The organism is Allorhodopirellula solitaria (genome assembly GCF_007859855.1).
Taxonomy (GTDB): Bacteria; Planctomycetota; Planctomycetia; order Pirellulales; family Pirellulaceae; genus Rhodopirellula; species Rhodopirellula solitaria.
Window position 1 is genome coordinate 234,808 of the sequence record NZ_SJPK01000002.1, and the last position, 19,026, is coordinate 253,833.

Below are 19,026 nucleotides of genomic sequence, written 5' to 3' on the forward strand. Positions count from 1 at the left end.
TCCTCGGAGAAGTAGTTGTGCTAGCAAAGTACCCATCGCGTGAAACAGCCGTTTATAGCCCGGGTCGCCGAAGAAGGCGCCGCCGGACGTTGGCGTTGTGGTTGATGATGGGGTGTGCCTCACCCATGCTGATGGGCAGCACGTTGCCGTGCGCCGCTGACGAGATGGAAGCCACCCAACTCGACGATCTGAGTTTGCGTGCGCCTGTGAAAGTCCCGTCGTCCCAGCCGACGCCCACAGTCCACTCCGTGCTAGGACTGCAGCCAGGCGGGTACGACGATTCGGTCGGCTCCTCGATCGAGCTGCTCCCGCCGAAAAACCTTCCAGCGAAATCTCAGCAGGCTGAGTCGACGCTCCGCGAGTTGCCGCCCAGGCAAGTGGTGACCCGCGACCTGCCGGCCGGCGGGTCTGGCAAACCTGATGCGGTCCCCGTTTCGAACCGGCGCGGCGTTCCCGCCTGGATCGACGTTGACGAACCGTATCAGGGCGGCGAGCCAACGTCCGGGGAGTGGGCGGTCCCTGAAACACAATCCCCCCAAACCAGCCAATCCGAAACGAGCCAACTCGATACGAGCCAGTCCGATACGAGCGAGCCGGATCATACGGATCCCGTGACAGGAGACCGATCACAGGACGCTTGGCAGCCGCGTGGTCAAGCACGGCAAACTCAACCACTTCGCGATTTGCCACCTATCCTTTCGGCACCACAAAACAGTACCGCCGACGTCGATGCGGGTGACGCCCAGAGCGGTTCAGTCAAAAGTGAGGCGGAGAGTTCCTCGGATCAGGATGGTGGCTCGTCTAGCAGCGCCACCGTCGGCAGTGGTCTCCCGAAACTGTCTCCCGTCGTGGGGATGCCATCGCTCGAAGATCTGCCGGCCGCTCGCAGGAAATTGGCGAAGTTGCCGCCGATCGACGAGTTGCCCGACCACGCCGATGTGGATGCCGATGCAGAGAGCGGCAAGCGGAACGCGATCAATCCGCACGACGGGAACAATGAAGGGGATGCGGTCGGGGTAGCCGAGGTCACGCCAGACACCGCTGCCGACACCGACACCGATGCCGCGACAGAAATCGCTGCTCAGACGGATCTCGATGCCGAAGCCGATGCTGAAGCTGAAGCTGGTCTCGATGCCAGTAATTCAGACAGGGACGACGCGACGACCGCCGAGCAGCCAAGTCTCGTTCGGGATGACTCACGTCTATCCGCCATCGATATCCAGCCACTGGTCGTCGACCCCGTCGACGCGTTTCCGCCCGCCCAGGACGCGACAGGGCAACCCGCGACGCAGGACGACAAGTTTGAATCGAAAAAGGAATCGTCCGAGCTGCCGTCGGTTTCAGATGAAGGTCTCGCCAGCGAAGACGCGGTGCCACTGGATGCCACCGGCCGTGTGAAATCGCACGACGGTATCGGCGCGGCCGCCGAACTCAGTCCGGACATCACGCGTCTGCAGCAGCCGATCGAGCAAACGCTCCGCAGTTTCTATGGGCGAACCGAGAAAGCGGATTCGCGAAGCAACTGGGGGATGATGCACGCCATCATGGTCTACGGAACCGACACCCGCATCATCGCACGGCGGCGAAATTACAGTGCGATCGCCTGGATGGCGGGGAACAATGTCTGCCGTGGAAACCGCTTGATGACCACCGAGGGAGGGCGGCTGAAAATCCGAGAAGGAACGGGACTGCAGGGGCACCAAGCCCAATGGTTGGCCGTCCTGTCCCTCGCCGAGGTTCCAGCGAGCTATCCGCTCTACGCCGACAACCGCAAGTTCACGATTGAGGACTTGGTGAAGATTGAAGCGGCAGCCTGCGAAGAAGGAAAGGAGCTCACGTTCTCCTTGATCGGACTCTCGCACTACCTCGAAACCAATGCCACCTGGACCGGCGCCCACGGCGAAACATGGGACTTTGAACGCCTGATCGCGGCCGAGCTGGACGAACCCATCGTGGGAGCAGCATGTGGGGGAACGCACCGTTTGATGGGCTTTGCTCATGCCCTTCGTAAGCGGCGCCTGGAAGGCCAGCCCATCGAAGGTCAATGGAAACGGGCCGAGCAGTTTCTCGATGACTTCGTCGACTATACCTACACGCTTCAGAATCGTGACGGGTCCTTCAGCACGGATTGGTTTGAATCCCGCCAGGACAATGGAGACGTATCGCGTAAGGTTCAGACGACGGGACACATGCTCGAGTTCCTGCTGACCCACCTACCCGATGAAGAAATCGTCAACCGACCCGTTGTTTCCGCAGTACGGTTTCTCACTTCCGCGATGCGGCGGGTTGAAATCGATGATGCGGGCGTTGGTTATCGGGCACACGCACTGCGCTCATTGGCCATGTTCCACGAACGGGCCTACGGAACCCTTCCGGCCTACTCATCCGGCCAGATGGCGACGGGGCAACATCGCCGGGCGAGCCGACGTTGAACGGTGACGTTGACTGGCGAGAGGGGTCCGGTCGTGTGACGGAAACGCTACGAGACCGGGCGTAGCTGCTCCAGCGGCACGTACCAGCGTGTATACCTCCCGCCGTCACTGAACTGCTCACCCTTGGGGTCGGCTACGAGTACCGTCGCCCGGCGCGTGATCCGGTTGACCCGCCCGACGACCTTGGCGCCGTTGCTGTCGAAGCAGACGACATCGCCGACGCGAATGTTGAACTTCGCCGCCGCCCGCTCACGCTGGGTAATCAGGTCGTGTTGATAGTCGGTATGTGCGAAGAACGCGTTGGCGATTCCCTGAAATCGAGATTGGGAGCAATTGCCGCAGTTCCAAATCAACATCTCAATCAGATGCGTCATTTCATGTTCAGCCACGCGTTGCAATGCTTCGAGACGATCACGGCACTTCCGCCCGGTCACCGTCACGGGCCGGTTGACGTCTTCAAAGGTTTGGAAGAGCAGCGTTGAGGACAAGATCAACTCAAACGTCCGCGGCGCATTTTTATGGCCGTTGGGATAGCGTGTGACGAGTTTCCCTGCGGCGCTGGTCATCCGCGAGGAGAATTTGAAGTCGAGCCCCTCGGCTTTGGCGACTGGCAACACCCGGGATTCAAAAAACGCTTCGTCCATCAGATGAATCAGTCGCACCAAGTCGTCGCGGCCAACGCGGCGAAAGTTGGGTCGATCAATCGCCCGGCTCAAACGCAGCATCTCGGCATGGATCCGGGCCTGTTCGGTATAAATCCGGTCGCGTGTCGGCTGGTTTTGGCGAATCCAAACCGCGAGCCCAGTGAGTGCGGTGGGATCGCGTGGGCACGGTGCCGTCGAACTGGGATGCGACGATACCGGCGCGGTCGCCGAAGAACGCTCCGCCAATGTGGAGGATGACGGGGTGGCCGAATCACGAGCATACTTTCCCGAAGCCTCCGAGACCTGTTCTCTGACAGGTCGTTGACGACGTCGACGAGGAATTGCTGTCATATGTTAAAATCCATTGAGAAGCCTATCCTTGGCATTTGCCCAGAATCGATCTATCAGTCTACCCGATTCTTATCGCCCTAGTCTCACTCTCCTACCAGGATGTCACCGAATGGACAATTCCGCGATCGCGGCCGTTTTTGAGGAGCTCGCTGAACTGCTCGAGTTTCGTGGTGAGAATCCGTTTCGTATCCGGGCCTATCAGAACGGGGCGCGGGCGGTCCGGGATCTCGATGAGCCCATCTCACAGATTGCCGCTGATCCCGATCGGGATCTCGCCAGCCTTAGCGGGATCGGCAAAACACTCGCTGAGAAGATCGATACTCTACTCGCAACGGGCTCCCTCCCCCAGCTCGCTGAGTTGCAACAGGCAGTCCCTGAAGTCGTCATCGCCATGGCTCGCATCCCCGGACTGGGAGCGAAGAAGGCGAGCAAACTGCACGAGGCGTTGGAGCTGAACTCGCTCGACGATCTGGCGGCCGCCTGTCATGCAGGTGAGGTTGCTGCGTTGAAAGGGTTCGGCAAGAAAACGGAAGCCATGATCCTCGATGGGTTAGCGATCGCCAAAGCCGCCTCGGAGCGAATCTATTGGGCCTCGGCGGACAAAATTGTCACCGAGCTAAGCGCTCACATGCAGGGATGCAATGAGATTTCGCAGTTGAAGTGGGCGGGCAGCTATCGCCGCGGGCGTGAGACGGTCGGCGATCTCGATCTGCTCGCCGTCGCGACCGATCGAGCTGCGGCAATGGATCACTTCGAGGCCTTCCCCGGACGCGTCTCGACGATCGCACGCGGTGATACGAAAATCTCTATCCGGCTCGGTAAAGCATTTCAAGTTGATCTGCGGCTCGTCGACGCCGAGGAGTTCGGAGCTGCCCTGCAGTACTTTACCGGCAGCCAAGCACACAATATTCACGTCCGCCGCATCGCCAAAGAACAGGGATTGAAGATCAACGAATACGGTGTCTTTCGCCTCGACGACGATACCAGGGTTGCCGGTGCCACCGAAGAGGAGGTATATGCCGCCATTGGGTTACCCGTTTTTGCGCCCGAACTGCGAGAGGACCGCCATGAGTTTGAATGGGCGGAGCAACATCAATTGCCGGATCTCATTGAGATCGATCAAATCCGTGGAGACCTGCACATGCACACCTCCGCCACCGACGGTCAAAATACGATTCGTGAGATGGCTGACGCCGCGATCGAACGCGGACTGCAATACATCGCGATTACCGATCACAGCCAACGTGTTAACGTGGCAGGGGGACTCACCGGCGAGAAACTACTCGAACAATGGAAGATCATCCAAGAGATTCGGCCGGAGTACGAAGGGCGTCTGTCCATTCTCTGTGGGATCGAATGTGACATCTTGGAGTCGGGTGAGATGGACTTGCCCGACACCGTGCTCAGCCAAGCCGATTGGGTGTTGGCGAGCGTGCATTTCGGTCAAAAACAATCACGGGACCAAATCACCGACCGGATCCTCGGTGCGATCGAAAACCCTCACATCGATTGCATCGCCCACCCGACGGGACGGTTGATCAATCGACGCGAAGCCTACCAGGTGGACTTGGACGCGGTCATGCAAGCCGCTGACCAGCATGGCACGTTTCTAGAGCTCAACGCCAATCCTGCGAGACTGGATCTCAATGACACCCACCTTGCCGCTGCCAAGCGGATGGGCATCCCGATCGTGATCAATACCGACGCCCACAGTATTGAAGGACTCGGCGTGATGCCATTTGGAATCCTGCAAGCTCGGCGGGGTGGTCTGACGGCGAGCGATGTCGCCAATACGCTCGACCTCGCTGGTTTTGAGAAACGACGCAATCGTTGAACGGACACGGTTTCACCGGTCGCCTTCGCTCAGTCTACGGCAAACAGCACGCGTGGAAACCCAAACCGGACAGCATGGTCGAAAACCTCGATGCAATCGTCAAAGGAGACACCGTCATCGGGGTCAACGATCAATACGGTGCTCGTCGGCAGCGCCGCGATTTTCTGCAGTCGAGGCAGCACGTCACCGATAGCGGCGAAGTCGACCGCTCCGACCTGATAGCGCAGTCCGCTTTCATCCTCAATTATCCGCACGACGACGTCTTCGCTGCGCGGTGCGTCTTCGTCTGGCAGAGTATCCGACGTCGCCTGGCCCTGCGAATTGATCTCTTCCAGCTCGCTTTGCGACATCGCAATCTGGCTGGCGAGGTTTCGTTCCGGCTTATCAAAGCTGCTTGTCCAGACGAAAAATACCAATAGCAGGAACACCACATCGATCATGGATGTCATGCCGGGTTCGTCGTGGGCGGATGCGCGGCGGTGAGGCGCTTTCATGGCACGACCGCCGAAGGCGAAGCGGTATCACGGGGGCTAACGACGATCGAGACGTCGGCAACGCTCTGGCGGGCAAGTTCTTTGAGGATGGGTTCGACATCACGATAGGGGAGGGTGCGGTCGACACGCAGTCGCACCTTCCTCTGAGATGGATCTGCGGCGGACGCTCGTGATTCCTGGTAGGCTGCGAAGCGGCCAGGAAAATCCTCTCGCGGTATCACCTCACTGGCGAGAAATACTTTTCCGTCCCGGTCGAGTGTGATCGTGAGAGCGGCAGATTCACCATCATCGAGTTCCCCCGCATCGGCCTCCGATAAGGTGACAGGGTGCCTGGTCTCCTGACGCGACAGATGACTCGAGACGAGAAAAAAGATGATCAACAGAAACACGATGTCAATCATCGGGGTCATCGAGATGCGGTCTTGGCCGCGTCTCGTCGCCGATCGATGTGACTGTGGTGATTTCATCTTGACGGTTCCGCTTTCCCAGGATGGATCATCATCGGGAACTGGCGGGTTTTGCCAATGGGTGGGCTGCCCAACTTAGCTGGTGAGATACTTTTCAAACCATGCGATCGTGCGTTGCCAAGCGAGTTTGGCGGCGGCTTCGTCGTAGCGGGGAGTGGTGTCGTTGTGAAAGCCATGATTGACGCCCGGATAAACGTGAGACTCATGGGGGACATTGTTGGCGGCGAGGGCCTCATCGAACGCTTCAGCCCCAGCCATGATGCGGCGGTCGAGCTCGGCGTTCTGGATACACAGTGGTGTTTCGATCTTCGCCACGTCCGCCTCATCGGGTTGGCTGCCATAGAACGGGACACCGGCGTCGAGCACATCGGGCAATTCAACAGCGAGCTGATTGACGACACCGCCACCGTAGCAGAACCCGACTGCGCCGACCTTCCCGGTCGACAGTGGGTGTGAGTCGAGTAGTTTTGCTGCGGCGATGAAATCCTTGGACATCTCGTCGCGATCCCGCTTGCGCTGCATCGCTCGCCCTTCATCATCGTTACCGGGATAGCCGCCCAAGGGTGACAACGCGTCCGGAGCTAAGGCGAGGAAACCCTCCGTGGCCAGCCGACGAGCGACGTCAGCAATGTAGGGGTTCAAACCTCGGTTCTCGTGAATGACGAGAACGGCGGGCAGCTTCTTGCCTGCCGAGTTAGCGGGCCGGGCGAGCAACCCGCTGATCTTTCCACCGCCTTCGGGAGAGTCATAAGTAATGGTCTCGGTCTGGATGCGGGGGTCGTCCGCGGCGACCTGCTCGGCCCATGCGTAGTTGGGCGAGAGACTTTCTTGGAGAGCTTCGACGGTCAATCCGCCTACAGCGAACGCGGTCAATCCGCGAATATAGTCGCGCCGGTTCAAACGCCCGTGGGCGTAGTCGTCATAGAGGTCGAGGAGGCGTTGGTCAAACTGATCTGCGGTTTTACGATTCATAGTGGATGCACCGATCAAAGCGTGTTTTGAGGGCTCGAGAGATCGCGGAGATAATCCGGGGCAGGTTCAGTGTAACACGCACACTGCTGGCATGCGGAAGCTGCTGCGGGAATGTGAGATCCACATCGAGGACATACCTGCGTCGATGCGTCGCTAGACGATGGGGATGAGTTCGCCGATGGCACACAGTCACCCAGGATGCGCATCACGCCGGTGTCGGATAACTCGTCGCGTTTGGCTGCAGCGGCCGGCGAAGCCTGCTTTGATGCAATTGTCGCAATCCTGTCATCGAGGATCCGGAGTATTCCGGTATCTGACATGGAAGTTAGGCGAGATTCGATGGTGACCAAGGAACCGCAGATTGGGCATGGCAGAGTTCGGCCGATCGCACGGCGAGGTGCCCGCAAACCGTGACCTTGCTGGCAAGTGACTTCAATGTCGGTCGGTTGATTCATCAAACTACTCCGTACTCTTTATCACCACGCGGGTATCGCCCCGGGGTTGGGTGCAACCGCGCGGCGTTGCCCACGCGATCAAATCAAAATGAGGCGACTAGGTTCTTCAGTCAACGGGAATCGTCGGGTGAACAATAGCTGACGAGTTGAGAACTGGCGTAAGCTTCCAGCTACCGATTGTTGCCGACCGCAAGCTGGAAGCTTACGCCACTCCCGATCTGGAATGTAATGCGAGATGCAGGCACGGAGGGGGACACGATTTTTCCAAAGAACTGCTGTCCTACCGAATGGCGGCTTCGGCCAGGGCTCTTTGATGCTCAAGCCGCGGGTCGGCGGGCATGATTTCACCACGAATGAGCAAGGTGGCTTGCCGATGATTGATGAGGAATTCAACCCAGTCGAACCAGGGAATCGGAGGCATTCCTTGGTGATTTTCAACGGACTCATGGAACCACCCATCCAGTGCCTCCTGTGATTTCTGGAGCGTTTCCATGGCAGCGGTTGCTTGGCCGGTTTCGTGATAAGCCATCGCTAGTAACGGGAAACTGATCCCGCGGCCACGCCAATCCGGGGCGTCGTCGTAGGCTTGTTGCAGCCTTTCGATGGCTAGGCTGAGATTGCCGCCTCGCAGATTTGCCCAGCCCGCAATGTAGAACTTTGCGCCCAGGGGCATCCAGGACTGCAGAGGCTCTCGGCCAGTCGTAGGGTCAGCTTCTTCGAGCAACAATCGCTCTCCCAGGTCGATCAAACGCTCGATCGCAGCGGGCGAGAGTTCACCGACCAGTTGTCCACGCAAAATGGCTCCCCAGGAGCGTTTGTCTCCCGATTGAGACCTCTCTTGAGCGAGCTGTCGCTGGCCGGCCACATCACCGGTCCAGAGCAGTAGTTGAGGGATGCCGTGAAATTCAGCCCCATCGACAGGAACCCCCAGTTCGACGGCCTTGGCGTAATCGGCAGCCGCTTCCTCCCACAAACCCACCTTGGCAAGCATCGCTCCCCGCTCCATCCAAACGTGGAAGTAGCGCGGCTGGATCTCGGTGGCGTCAGTGTAGGCCGCATAAGCGCTCGCCCAATCGTCGGCTTCGGCGTGCGCGCGGCCCGACATTAGCAAACGATTCGCTCGCTTGAGCCGGTCGGTAAAGCGTTCGAGTTCATCGCGTGACTGGGTCGCCTCAGCTCCCGCGGCTCGCGCCTTCTGCAACGCACTCCATGCCAGGCGAGTTTGCCAAACGCTCACTGCCGTGCCCACAACTAACGTGGTCGCGATGATGCTCAGCGTGAAGAGCATGACCTTGTTGCGGCGCGCGAATTTGGAAAATCGATACGCTGTCGATGGCGGACGCGCCTCGACAGGTTGCCCTTTCAAAAACCTCGAGATGTCTTCGGCCATCGCGATAGCGCTCGGGTACCGCCTGCTACGGTCCTTGTCGAGCGCCTTCATCACGATCCAATCCAGATCCCCTTGCATCAGCGAAACCAGCTTGGCCGGCTCCAGTCGCCGGTTGGTCGAAACCGTCGTCGATAAAGGGTTTCCCAGTGTGCTGAATCGAGCACTCGGACGCGGTGGTTCCTCCTCGCGGATGATCCGGCGAAGCTCATCGAAGCCGACACTGTTCAAGCGATCTCGGGTGAATGGTGTCGAGCCGGTCAACAGCTCGTAAAGCATCACGCCGAGCGAATAGATATCGCTACGGGTGTCGACGTCCACGTTGCTCATCTCGGCTTGCTCAGGACTCATGTAGGCCGGCGTGCCGATCATCGATGCCAGACGCGTATAGATGGTCTTGTCCGTCAGACTCTGTCCGATCGCTTTGACAATTCCAAAATCAATTACTTTGGCGACCGGGCGTCCATCTTGCAGCGTGACGAGCACATTGGATGGCTTCAGATCGCGATGAATGACTCCTTTTTGGTGCGCGTGTTGGACCGCGTTGCAGATCGAAACAAACAGCTGCAGTCGAGCTTGCGTGTCGAGTCGATGGTTGTCACAGAACTCGTTCAAGCGGACACCGCGAACAAGCTCCATGACAAAGTAGGGTTGGCCGTCATCGGTCATCCCGGCATCGAACACGCGGGCGATGTTCTCGTGGTCCATCATCGCCAGTGCTTGCCGCTCGGCTTCGAAACGAGCGATCACTTCACGCGATTCCATGCCGGGCTTGATAATCTTCAATGCCACACGCCGGCGAACGGGATGTTGCTGCTCGGCGACGTACACCAAGCCGAAACCGCCTTCCCCCACCTGTTCCATTAATTTGTAGGGACCGACCATCGTGCCGGTCTTGTGTCCCAACCGGGACGAATGGGGCTCCAAGCGACTGATGGTCGGAATCATGCCCGCGACCAACGGTCGGTCGATTACATTGTCGTCACGTTCATGCTCGCGAAGCAATTCGATTACCTCGGCCACCAATTCTGGGGCACCGGCGCAGGCCTGCTGAACAAATTCAGCCCGTTCGTCGTGCGACGTAATCTCGAGGGCGTCTAGGAAAATCGTCCGCTCGTGTCCGATTGGCATGCTCAAACTCCCCGGTTGGAACGGTCGGTTGCAGACATTTGGGACCGAGCGACCCAGTACCCAATACCGCCGGCGAGAAACGTGATCGCCGTGCCCACAATCTGCCAAGGGTCAGAAACGGTCAGAATCGTCGCCGCGATCAGGGTGCAGGTGACGTAGGCGATGGGCAACCAATGGACGGGATGAAGCACTGGCTTGCGACGAACTGACGGCAACAATAGGCAGGCGACCGAACACGCTGCTGTGATCGACAGGGTGAGGCCGAGATAGGACAACAGCCCCTGCAAATTCGAGAGCGCTACCAAGGCGATCGCAAGAACCATCTGGACTGCCGTTGCCACCACGGGGCTGTCGCCTTGGAACCGAAGTTTGGCTGGCATCAATCCGTCATCAGCCATCTTTGCATAGACCCGTGGCGCCGCCATCATCATGCTGAAGACCGATGTCAGCAGACAGGCCGCGATTGTCCAGCGAACGAAGTTCTCAAACCATGGTCCTCCCAACGCGCGCGCTGCGATCGCAGCGACATCTGGCTGACCCGAAATGCTCTCCGGACTCGGCGCATAAACAAAGATCGCGTTGAGTAGCACATAGAGCACCACCACGACCATCGTGCCCGCAACGAGAGCTCGTGGTACCTGCCGGTGGGCATCATTGACTTCGCCGGCAACATAGACGGCCGCATTGAATCCGGAATAGCTCAGGGAAATCCAAACCAGGCTACCCGCCATGGCGGCGACAAGCGGCCATCCACTCAGTGCACTTTCTGCCGGCACGGATCCGTGAGTTTGCGAAATCACATCGATCTTCGTTGCCGCAAAGACGAGTACCGAACCGAGTAGGATGAGCTTGGCGATCACGACCGCGTTTTGAATCCAAGCACCCGCTCGTGGCCGCAGGCCATGCACAGTGCTGGCGAGAACAATGGAGGCTGCGGCGACCGAACCGGCAGGCAGCCAGGACGGCAGGCTGCGAGGGCCGACCACATAGCTCTCCAACGCCGTCGCTGCGAATGCGATTGCACCGGAGAATCCCGCGATCAACGATACCCAACCGGCAATGAATCCGACTGAGGGATGCAGCGCTCGCGAAAGAAAAAGGTACTCGCCGCCCGATTCAGGCATTCGTTTGACTAGCAATCCATAGCTGAACGCGCCCGCCACCGCGATGATGCCGCCGATCGCCCAGGCGACCACCACGAGCCACGGGGACCCGAGATCAGCGAGAGCGAATCCGGAAGTCGTGAACACCCCCGCGCCGATCATGTTGGCGACGACGAGGAAGGTGAGCGTCCAGAATCCAAAATTCTTCATAGTGAGGCGTGATCTAGCGACATGGGGAAAGAAAGTCGGTTTACTCCGTCATCTGACTTACCGTCGACATCGAGGCCAGGAAAGCGTCATCGGTTGACTTCGCTATGCATTTGCCGCCCCAACCAGGCGCGGGCGAAGGACCAGTTGCGTTTGACCGTGCGGCTGGAAACGCCCATCGCATCCGCCGTTTCACCTACGCTCAAACCAGCGAAGTACCGCAGCTCAACCAGTCTCGCCAAATCCGGTTCCTCGTCGGCGAGCTTGTTCAACGCCGCATCGAGGTCGAGCAATTCGTCAACGCAATTGGGATCGACGATGGCATCATCTTCAGCAATCGCGAAACGGGCAAACTCGCCACCGCGTTTGAGGCTCTTGCGCTGGCGGGCGTTCTCGATCAAGATGCGACGCATCGCTTCGGCCGCTGCGCCAAAGAACTGTCCCCGGTTCTGCCACTGGGTATCGTTCGGTCCGGCCGCGTGTGCGGGTTTGCTAACCAAGCGAACGTAGGCCTCGTGGACCAGAGCCGTTGGTTGCAAGGTGTGCCCAGCGACTTCGCGCTGCATCCGGAACTGCGCCAAACGACGCAGCTCCGCATAGACGAGCGGCAACAGCTCGCTTGCTGCTGCCGCGTCTCCCATGCCAATCTGATGCAGGATTTGCGTGACTTCGGGCACCGGAATTCTCAAGGAGGAGTCGACATTATCTTCAGCGATTTACTTGCTGATGCAGTACAGATGCTGCTTCCCTCGCAAGAACAACTCATCGCCCACAATCGCAGCGGAAGCATCAATCTCTTCGTCGAGCTTGTTCGTGGCCACAACGTCTAAGGAATCACCGTGATTGAATACCAGCGTCGTGCCATCTCGCCCGGTCAGGTAAATATGGTCAGCCGCGGCGACCGGTGAGGCATAGACAGTCGACACGCCAGGTAACCGGGTGGGGCGGATTCGCAAATCGCCCGTTTTGGCATCTCGCGAGACGAGCAAGCCGTTGTTGGCTTTGACAAAGTAGAGTTGCCCTTTATAGAGGACTGGTGAAGAGACATAGGGTGCCGCGTCCTCCTCCACCCACGTCGGTACGTCGGTGTCCGTGATATCGCCGGTTGCACTCAGCGGAATGGAATAGATCGCGTAGCCGCGGTAGCCTGTCATCACGATGACATTGTCTTCGAATCGGACGGGCGTCGGTATCGGATTGCCCGCTTGGCCACCGCATTCCCAGATGACGTCTCCCGTCGCGAGGTCGTAACTACGGACGCGGTTGCTACCGTTAGTGATCACTTGCGTGCGGCCCTGGTACTCGGTGATCAGCGGCGTCGCCCAGGTCGTTCGTTCGTCACGAGGTTGACGCCATTGCTCCTCGCCGGTGGTCGCGTCGAGCGCGGCGATGAAGGACTCGCCTTCATGATCAAAAGGAACCACGACGCTGCCATCATGAACCGCCGCCGAACTGCCTTCTCCGAAGCCATTGCGTGTCTGCATCTTACCCAGATCTTTGCTCCACAATTTCTTGCCGTGGAAGTCCAGAGCGTAGACGCCCCGTGAACCGAACGAAACGTAAAGACGCTCGCCATCGCTGACCGGTGAGAACGAAGCGAATGTGTTGGTATTGTGACCGGCTTCGTGAGGGACTTGGGACGTCAGGGTGGTGTTCCAAATCTCGTCGCCCGTGGCTCGGTCGTAAGCAATGACAGCGAAGTCGTAGAGATGGGTGGGAGCCGCACTACCGCCCGAGCCACCGCGTCCACCGCCGCGACGACCTCCAGGCCTCCGCCCGCCCTCGGGCCGGTCGCCGCCCGGGCGACCACCACGCCGGATACCGCCGGGCTGCGTGTCACGGCCGGGTGCATTTTCTGCAGAGCTTCGTTCTCTCGCATCGGCGGTCGTGGTTGCCTCCGCGTTGGCGCCGCCCTGAACACGGTCCGTCTTGACGGCAGTGGCAACATAGACGCGATCATCTATCACAATGGGGGTGCTGCTTCCCACTCCGGGGACGTCAACTTTCCATTTGATATTTTCCGATTCGCTCCACGTCGTTGGCGGATGCGATGTGGCGGCGGAGCCTGAGGCGGACGGACCACGCCATTGCGGCCAGTCGCTGTTCAGGTCGGCGGCCACCGCAGGGGTAACAAGCCCCAGGCAAAGTGCAATCGAAAGTAGCTTCTTCATGGGGAATCCCGTCGGAGGAGGAGTGAGTCGTCGCGGTCCCAGGCCCAATCGCGTTGGTTATCTGTCCTGTCCGCCCCGTCACCAGTGCACCCCGTCACCAATGAGCTCAGCCAGTGGTGAAACGAGTATGAACCGATGTACGTCCAGCGCCCGGGAAAGTTCCCTTGTCGAAATCGTAGCAAGGTTAGGCGAAACGGTGGCTGGGTGCTCCTAGTGGACGCAAAACCCGCGTTTGGCTCAAACCCCGTTCCGATAGGAAAGTTTCGGTCGCTGCGGCGGAGCAAAATCAGTGGCAGAACCATGGATGCGTCGAGCGGAGTGGCGCAGGCCGGTGCCGTCTCAAAGCGATCTGAGCCAACCGAGCGAGAACCGATCGTCAAGGGACGTGTTGCTAAGCGGTCTGTTCAACCGCCTTCGCCGCGTCACGTCGTTTCCGCCACCAGAACCCCAGCACGACGGCGATGCCGTAAAGGACCCAGATAGTGGCGACGATCTGGAAGGACAGCGGGTTGGCTTTGTCACGATATTTTTCCAGGAATGACGTCAGGGCGGCCGCGACAGCACCGGCAGTCGCCAACCCCATCAGGACATTCCACACCAATCGGCTACCGCCGGTCGGTCGGTCCGCGCCGAGGATTCGATCGCTGTTCATCATCAGCCAAAAGGTGAAGTAGGCGATCGGTAGCAACATCACTGCGAAAGTACTGGCGAAGATCGCCAGCCAGAATCGCAAGCTATCATCGGTCCACATCGCCACCCAGCTGGCGCCGGTGAGCCCCGCGACGGCCACACCGAGTACAAACATGCCCTCACTGGATGGGCGGCCAGAAATTTCGCGAAATGCATACCCATTGATCAGCATCAAGATGATGATGGTGGAGAATCCCATACCAAAGACGCCCAGCCCGAAGACGAGTTTTGCTCTGCTCTGGCCCAACAGGGGAGCCAACGTTTGAGACAACTCAAATGCGTCGCGTTTAACGAGAGCTCCCGCCAAACGTTTCTCCGCGTCAGGCAAGTCTGCCATCATCTGCAGTTTCGTTGCTTGATCGGTCGATTCCGCAGCGTCACCGAGAGTCGCCTCAACGCGATGCAGTAGATCCTTTTCCACCTTCGGGAACAGCGGAGATTGCTGCATGACGGCGACGTCAGTCGATGCGAGTTTATCGTCAATTTTGTTGTGGAAGGAAGAGGCTGCCGCGATCACCACGCAGCTCGTCACGAGCACGAAGGGGATCGCCATCCCGGTCGCCAAATCGAATCGTGCCAGGCCCCGGAAGGTTCGGTCCCAACCACGCGCCAGCATCGAGTAGGGCAGTAGAAATGTCATGTTGATGCCGACTGCGGTCGCGATGGCTGAAATCATCACGCTTCGCTGGGTAGGCATTAAGCGGTCCAACCAGAAGGTTTGAGCGTCGGGAGCCAAGCCGCCGATCAGCTCACGAAGGTCGCCGGCAGGGCGTACGAACTGAGTGAAATCGGGGATCATTCCTACCATCATATTGCCAAAGCTGATCTCTCCTTTGCTTAATAGCAGAATCGCGACACCGAAGAAGCAGATCACGATCATGCCGATAAGCCCTTTGAGGAAAATGTCGAACATTTTCGCCGCGCGGCCCCCCCGCAGGTTCAGCATCACGATGCCGCCCGCGGCCAGCAGCAGGCAGATTGTGACTGTCCACTTGGTCGTCACATCACCGCCGAGCCCGCCGCCGTTGCCAAGCGAGGTCAGGTTTCTGTCCAGAGCGTCGTAGCACAGACTGAATTGTGGCATGCAGAAAATCATATTGGCCATCACCGTGGCGATGACCCAACCCCAACCCAAGGCCGGGTTGATCTCCGAGTTGATCGCTTCGAAGGGGCGTCGGCCCGTCGACAGGGTCACGTAGCTAATCGCTGACAACATCACCACGCCCAGCACAATGGAGACGAGCTGCAGCCACAGCATGCTGGTGCCACCGAGCACGCCAAGAAACAGCGACCCTGCCAGTGAGCCGCCGCCCAGAGTAATCGCGCTTTGCAGCCAACCGGGACCGGACAATTTGAGATAGGCTCGCCACGTCGTGCCGTCAGCTTCGGCTTGGCGGAGCAACTCCCGGTCGGCGCGAACTTTGTCACTGATCTCGGCAGGCCCTCCCGTCAGCGGGTTTTTCGTTGGTCCAGAGGGGCCTTGCGGAGTGGATTCAGGAACAGACGCCATGAGCGAATCAAGTTAGTTGAGGAGGATCGAAGGGGCGAGTATTGCACGCAGTGAATCGCGTAGGGGCGAATCATAGCAGGAGTTGGGGGGAGCGTGGGAGAGTGCTTATTCACGCAATGGTAATTGGCAACGGGATGACTTCCTCGATGGATTTCGCGTCGCTGATGAGCATCTGCAGGCGATCGACGCCCACCGCCACGCCGCTGCAGGGAGGCAGCCCCCGCCGCATCGCAGCGACCAGCGTCGTGTCGACCGGCAGCGGTTCTCGCCCACCGCGGCGACGAATCTCATTGTTGACCTCGTAGCGGCGGATCAACTCGTCCGCATCGAGCAATTCGTCGTAACCGTTGGCCAGTTCCACGCCGCGGTAAAAGAGTTCAAATCGATGGGCGAATCGGGGGTCGTCCTCGCACCGACGCGCCAACGCCGCCTGGGTGACCGGATACCGTGTCAGGATCGTCGGTGTGCTGCGACCGAGCTGCGGTTCGATACATTGCGACAGTAACACGTCCAGTAGCGAATCGCGGTCCGGGCCGATTGAACTGGCCAGGTTTGCGTCGATCCCGCGGACCCGTTCACTCAACTGCTCGATCGGTGATTCGACGGGGTCCACCCCGAGCTGGCTGGCAAAAGCGTCTTGGTAGCTGATCGTTTCATAACTCGAGCTGCCGAAGACCTGGCACGCGAGCCTGCCGAGCAACTCAATCGCAGAGGCCGCGTCGCCCCCGACCTCGTACCATTCGAGCATCGTGAACTCGATGTTGTGCCGGGCTCCGATCTCCGCACGGCGAAAGACTGGCGAGATCGCAAAGATGGAGGGGGCGCCGCGGGACAGCAATCGTTTCATCGCGGATTCCGCTGACGTTTGCAGGAAATACCTCGGCGATGGGGCGGATTGCAGCGACTGAGGGATGCCCAACTCCGTGCTGGGAATGCCAATCGGGTCGAGATAGGCATCGATCACACAATCGCGGCTGAGACAGGGCGGTTGAACTTCGAGGAATCGTTTTTCGTGAAAGTAGCCGCGGAGGAGCCGCAGTAATCGGTCACGCAAGGCCAGTTGTCCAAGAAAATCGTCAAATTTCGATGGGGGATCCGTCGATGCGGGCATCTCGCAGGCTTCGTGATCGGTACTACGGGAAAGGGGAAATGACGCGTCATTTACTGGTTTTTGCACTAAATTCATCGGCTGGCGATGGGGCTGGGAAGGTCGCAACGAGCGTGTCGCCAAAACATTTACACAGCCGTTACATACTAGTGCCTGCGGTGTGACACGGGAGCGGACGAGCCGCTGTATTCTACTCGCAGTTTTAACACTCCCCTTTCGCACGACGAGTTCAGGATCGCACTCTCATGTCGACTGTTACCGAACCATCCCGCAATCGCGGTGGCAAAAATCATCACCATCACCCCATTTCGGACGTCGCACACGAGGGTGAAGTTGAAACGCTCGACCCGCTCGACGCAGAGCTCTGGAATCGCCCGGGACTCGAGGACGGCGGCCGGTTGAAGGATGCCGAGGGGTTACACCGCCCTGCCGCCGAGGATGCCGATGGTTTCTCGTCGCTCGTCGATCAGAAGGCAGCCAAGAAGCGAGATATGGCTCGTCCGACCAAAGAGGAGCGTGTTCGCAAGGACAACCTGAGCTACTGGGCCATCGGTTGGTTGGGGATGGCTCACTTGGCGTGTCTCGCCGCCCCATTTTATTTCACATGGCAAGCTGTCGTGACTGCTTTCGTCTTGCACTGGGTCGCGGGCAGTCTGGGGATTTGCCTCGGCTACCATCGCCTGCTGACGCACACGGGCATGAAGACTTACAACTGGGTTCGCTACCTATTCGCAGGCATTGGCTGCTTCGCAGGCGAAGGCTCGCCCTTGGATTGGGTGGCCGACCACCGCAAGCACCACGCTCACAGCGATCAGGAAGGGGATCCTCACTCGCCTCACGATGGCGGCATCTGGAGCCACATTACTTGGTTGGCATTCCACACTCACGCCGGTGATCGTAAGGAGTATCTCAAGCGTTGGGCTCCAGACTTGTACCGTGATCCCGTGATGCGAGCGTTTGATACACTGTTCCTGCCGATTCATATCATCGCGTCGTTGGCCTTGTTCGCAGGCGGCTACTACTTCGGCGGATTCTACATGGCGATGTCGATGCTGCTGTGGGGCATGTTCGTACGACTCGTCTTCGTGCTGCACGCGACTTGGATGGTCAACAGTGCCTCGCACATGTTCGGCTACCAGAACTACGAAACCACCGACGACAGCCGAAATAACTGGCTCGTCGCAATCGTCGCCTACGGCGAAGGCTGGCACAACAACCACCACGCCTACCCACGCATGGCCAAACACGGTCACAAATGGTGGGAGTTCGACATCACCTGGCAATCGATTCGCCTGCTTCGCGCCCTCGGCCTGGTCTGGGACGTCGTCGACTACCGCACCGCAGCGGAAAAACGAGCTGCCGCCGCCGCAAAGAAAGCGGACGCCAAGTAGTCCAAGACTATTGTTTTTACAAAGTAGCCAGACGGCTCCGCCCGTCTGAGCTGCCCCACCCCTAAACAATCCGGCGCCTGCCCTTCTCGCGACGGTCGGAGCCGTCGGTCGACAAAGCTGTCAGCATGCGAATTGCGCTGAGGCAAAAATATGGCTCATCCGACGGAAGCGTGGGCCCGAGGTTTTCAAGGCATGGCTCCAGTATCCAAGGATTTATTTGTGGGATGTGATTATCAATGTTAGACTGGCACTGCCGGGAGATACGGAGCCGAGCTTTGCAGAGGTGCTGGCTTGGCAAGGGTTATCTCGGTCGCCAGCGTTTCCCTGCAAAAGCGGTACGCCAATGGTGTTGTCGGTCCCTGGCGAGCGTTTGTTCGTCAGGGACGCATTTTTGAACGATCATTGGATACGAGAGCCAGGCCTGGTATGTCCCCAAGTTAGCCTAAATAACTACCAGGGGCGCATTCTGAGTGCTTTCATTGAAGGAATTCACTTCCCCTTCAATCAAGGAACTCCGATATGGCAATCGCCACCAAGAAACGTTCGTCAAAATCGTCAAAATCCAATCAGGCCCGTTACATCGGCAAGCCAGCTGGGGTGATTCAGCAGCGAGTCGAGGCGGTCGGTCCCTCTCACTTTGGTGTCGTTTCGGTCGACTGCGCCAAACGCAGATCCAAGT

13 protein-coding genes are annotated in these 19,026 nt (G+C 58.9%); 3 read left to right on the forward strand and 10 right to left on the reverse strand.

Features of this window, described 5'->3' with window-relative positions; translation table 11 throughout:
* Positions 1-104: 104 nt before the first annotated feature.
* Positions 105-2,432: an ADP-ribosylation factor-directed GTPase activating protein isoform b gene (locus CA85_RS04250; protein ID WP_246112491.1), complete on the forward strand. Its 2,328-nt coding sequence runs from the start codon at positions 105-107 to the stop codon at positions 2,430-2,432.
* 47 nt (positions 2,433-2,479) lie between these two features.
* Here CA85_RS04250 and CA85_RS04255 read toward each other — a convergent pair whose 3' ends face one another.
* Positions 2,480-3,427 (reverse strand): hypothetical protein, encoded by a 948-nt coding sequence (locus CA85_RS04255; RefSeq protein ID WP_146390073.1) that lies wholly within the window; start codon positions 3,425-3,427, stop codon positions 2,480-2,482.
* A gap of 109 nt (positions 3,428-3,536) precedes the next feature.
* Here CA85_RS04255 and polX point away from each other — a divergent pair, with 109 nt between their 5' ends.
* The gene (polX, locus tag CA85_RS04260; protein ID WP_146390074.1) at positions 3,537-5,261 is read left to right on the forward strand and encodes a DNA polymerase/3'-5' exonuclease PolX; all 1,725 of its coding nucleotides are present in this window, start codon (positions 3,537-3,539) and stop codon (positions 5,259-5,261) included.
* A 29-nt stretch (positions 5,262-5,290) separates the two neighbouring features.
* Here the strand turns inward: polX and CA85_RS04265 are convergent, their stop codons facing one another.
* From CA85_RS04265 to epmA, 9 genes are all read right to left on the reverse strand, one after another.
* Entirely contained in the window at positions 5,291-5,755 is a 465-nt protein-coding gene (locus CA85_RS04265) for a biopolymer transporter ExbD (protein WP_146390075.1), read from the reverse strand.
* The gene (locus CA85_RS04270) at positions 5,752-6,222 is read right to left on the reverse strand and encodes an ExbD/TolR family protein (protein ID WP_146390076.1); all 471 of its coding nucleotides are present in this window, start codon (positions 6,220-6,222) and stop codon (positions 5,752-5,754) included. The genes CA85_RS04265 and CA85_RS04270 overlap by 4 nt, the downstream gene beginning before the upstream one ends.
* Positions 6,223-6,297: 75 nt before the next feature.
* Positions 6,298-7,194 carry a dienelactone hydrolase family protein gene (locus tag CA85_RS04275; protein ID WP_146390077.1) on the reverse strand — a complete coding sequence of 299 codons (897 nt, stop codon included), beginning with the start codon at positions 7,192-7,194 and terminating at the stop codon, positions 6,298-6,300.
* 735 nt (positions 7,195-7,929) lie between these two features.
* The gene (locus tag CA85_RS04280) at positions 7,930-10,167 is read right to left on the reverse strand and encodes a serine/threonine protein kinase (RefSeq protein WP_146390078.1); all 2,238 of its coding nucleotides are present in this window, start codon (positions 10,165-10,167) and stop codon (positions 7,930-7,932) included.
* 2 nt (positions 10,168-10,169) lie between these two features.
* On the reverse strand, positions 10,170-11,480 hold the full coding sequence (locus CA85_RS04285) for an APC family permease (protein ID WP_146390079.1): 1,311 nt from the start codon (positions 11,478-11,480) through the stop codon (positions 10,170-10,172).
* An 86-nt stretch (positions 11,481-11,566) separates the two neighbouring features.
* The gene (locus tag CA85_RS04290; protein ID WP_146390080.1) at positions 11,567-12,154 is read right to left on the reverse strand and encodes an ECF-type sigma factor; all 588 of its coding nucleotides are present in this window, start codon (positions 12,152-12,154) and stop codon (positions 11,567-11,569) included.
* Between the two features lie 39 nt (positions 12,155-12,193).
* Complete coding sequence (locus CA85_RS04295) at positions 12,194-13,648, reverse strand: PQQ-binding-like beta-propeller repeat protein (RefSeq protein WP_146390081.1); 1,455 nt, start codon at positions 13,646-13,648, stop codon at positions 12,194-12,196.
* A 391-nt stretch (positions 13,649-14,039) separates the two neighbouring features.
* On the reverse strand, positions 14,040-15,848 hold the full coding sequence (locus CA85_RS04300) for a divalent metal cation transporter (RefSeq protein ID WP_146390082.1): 1,809 nt from the start codon (positions 15,846-15,848) through the stop codon (positions 14,040-14,042).
* A 109-nt stretch (positions 15,849-15,957) separates the two neighbouring features.
* Positions 15,958-16,959, reverse strand: a complete 1,002-nt coding sequence (epmA, locus tag CA85_RS04305; RefSeq protein WP_246112493.1) for an EF-P lysine aminoacylase EpmA — start codon at positions 16,957-16,959, stop codon at positions 15,958-15,960.
* A gap of 242 nt (positions 16,960-17,201) precedes the next feature.
* Here epmA and CA85_RS04310 point away from each other — a divergent pair, with 242 nt between their 5' ends.
* A complete protein-coding gene (locus tag CA85_RS04310; RefSeq protein WP_146390084.1) occupies positions 17,202-18,347 on the forward strand; it encodes an acyl-CoA desaturase in 1,146 nt (381 codons plus the stop codon).
* The last annotated feature ends 679 nt before the right edge of the window (positions 18,348-19,026 follow it).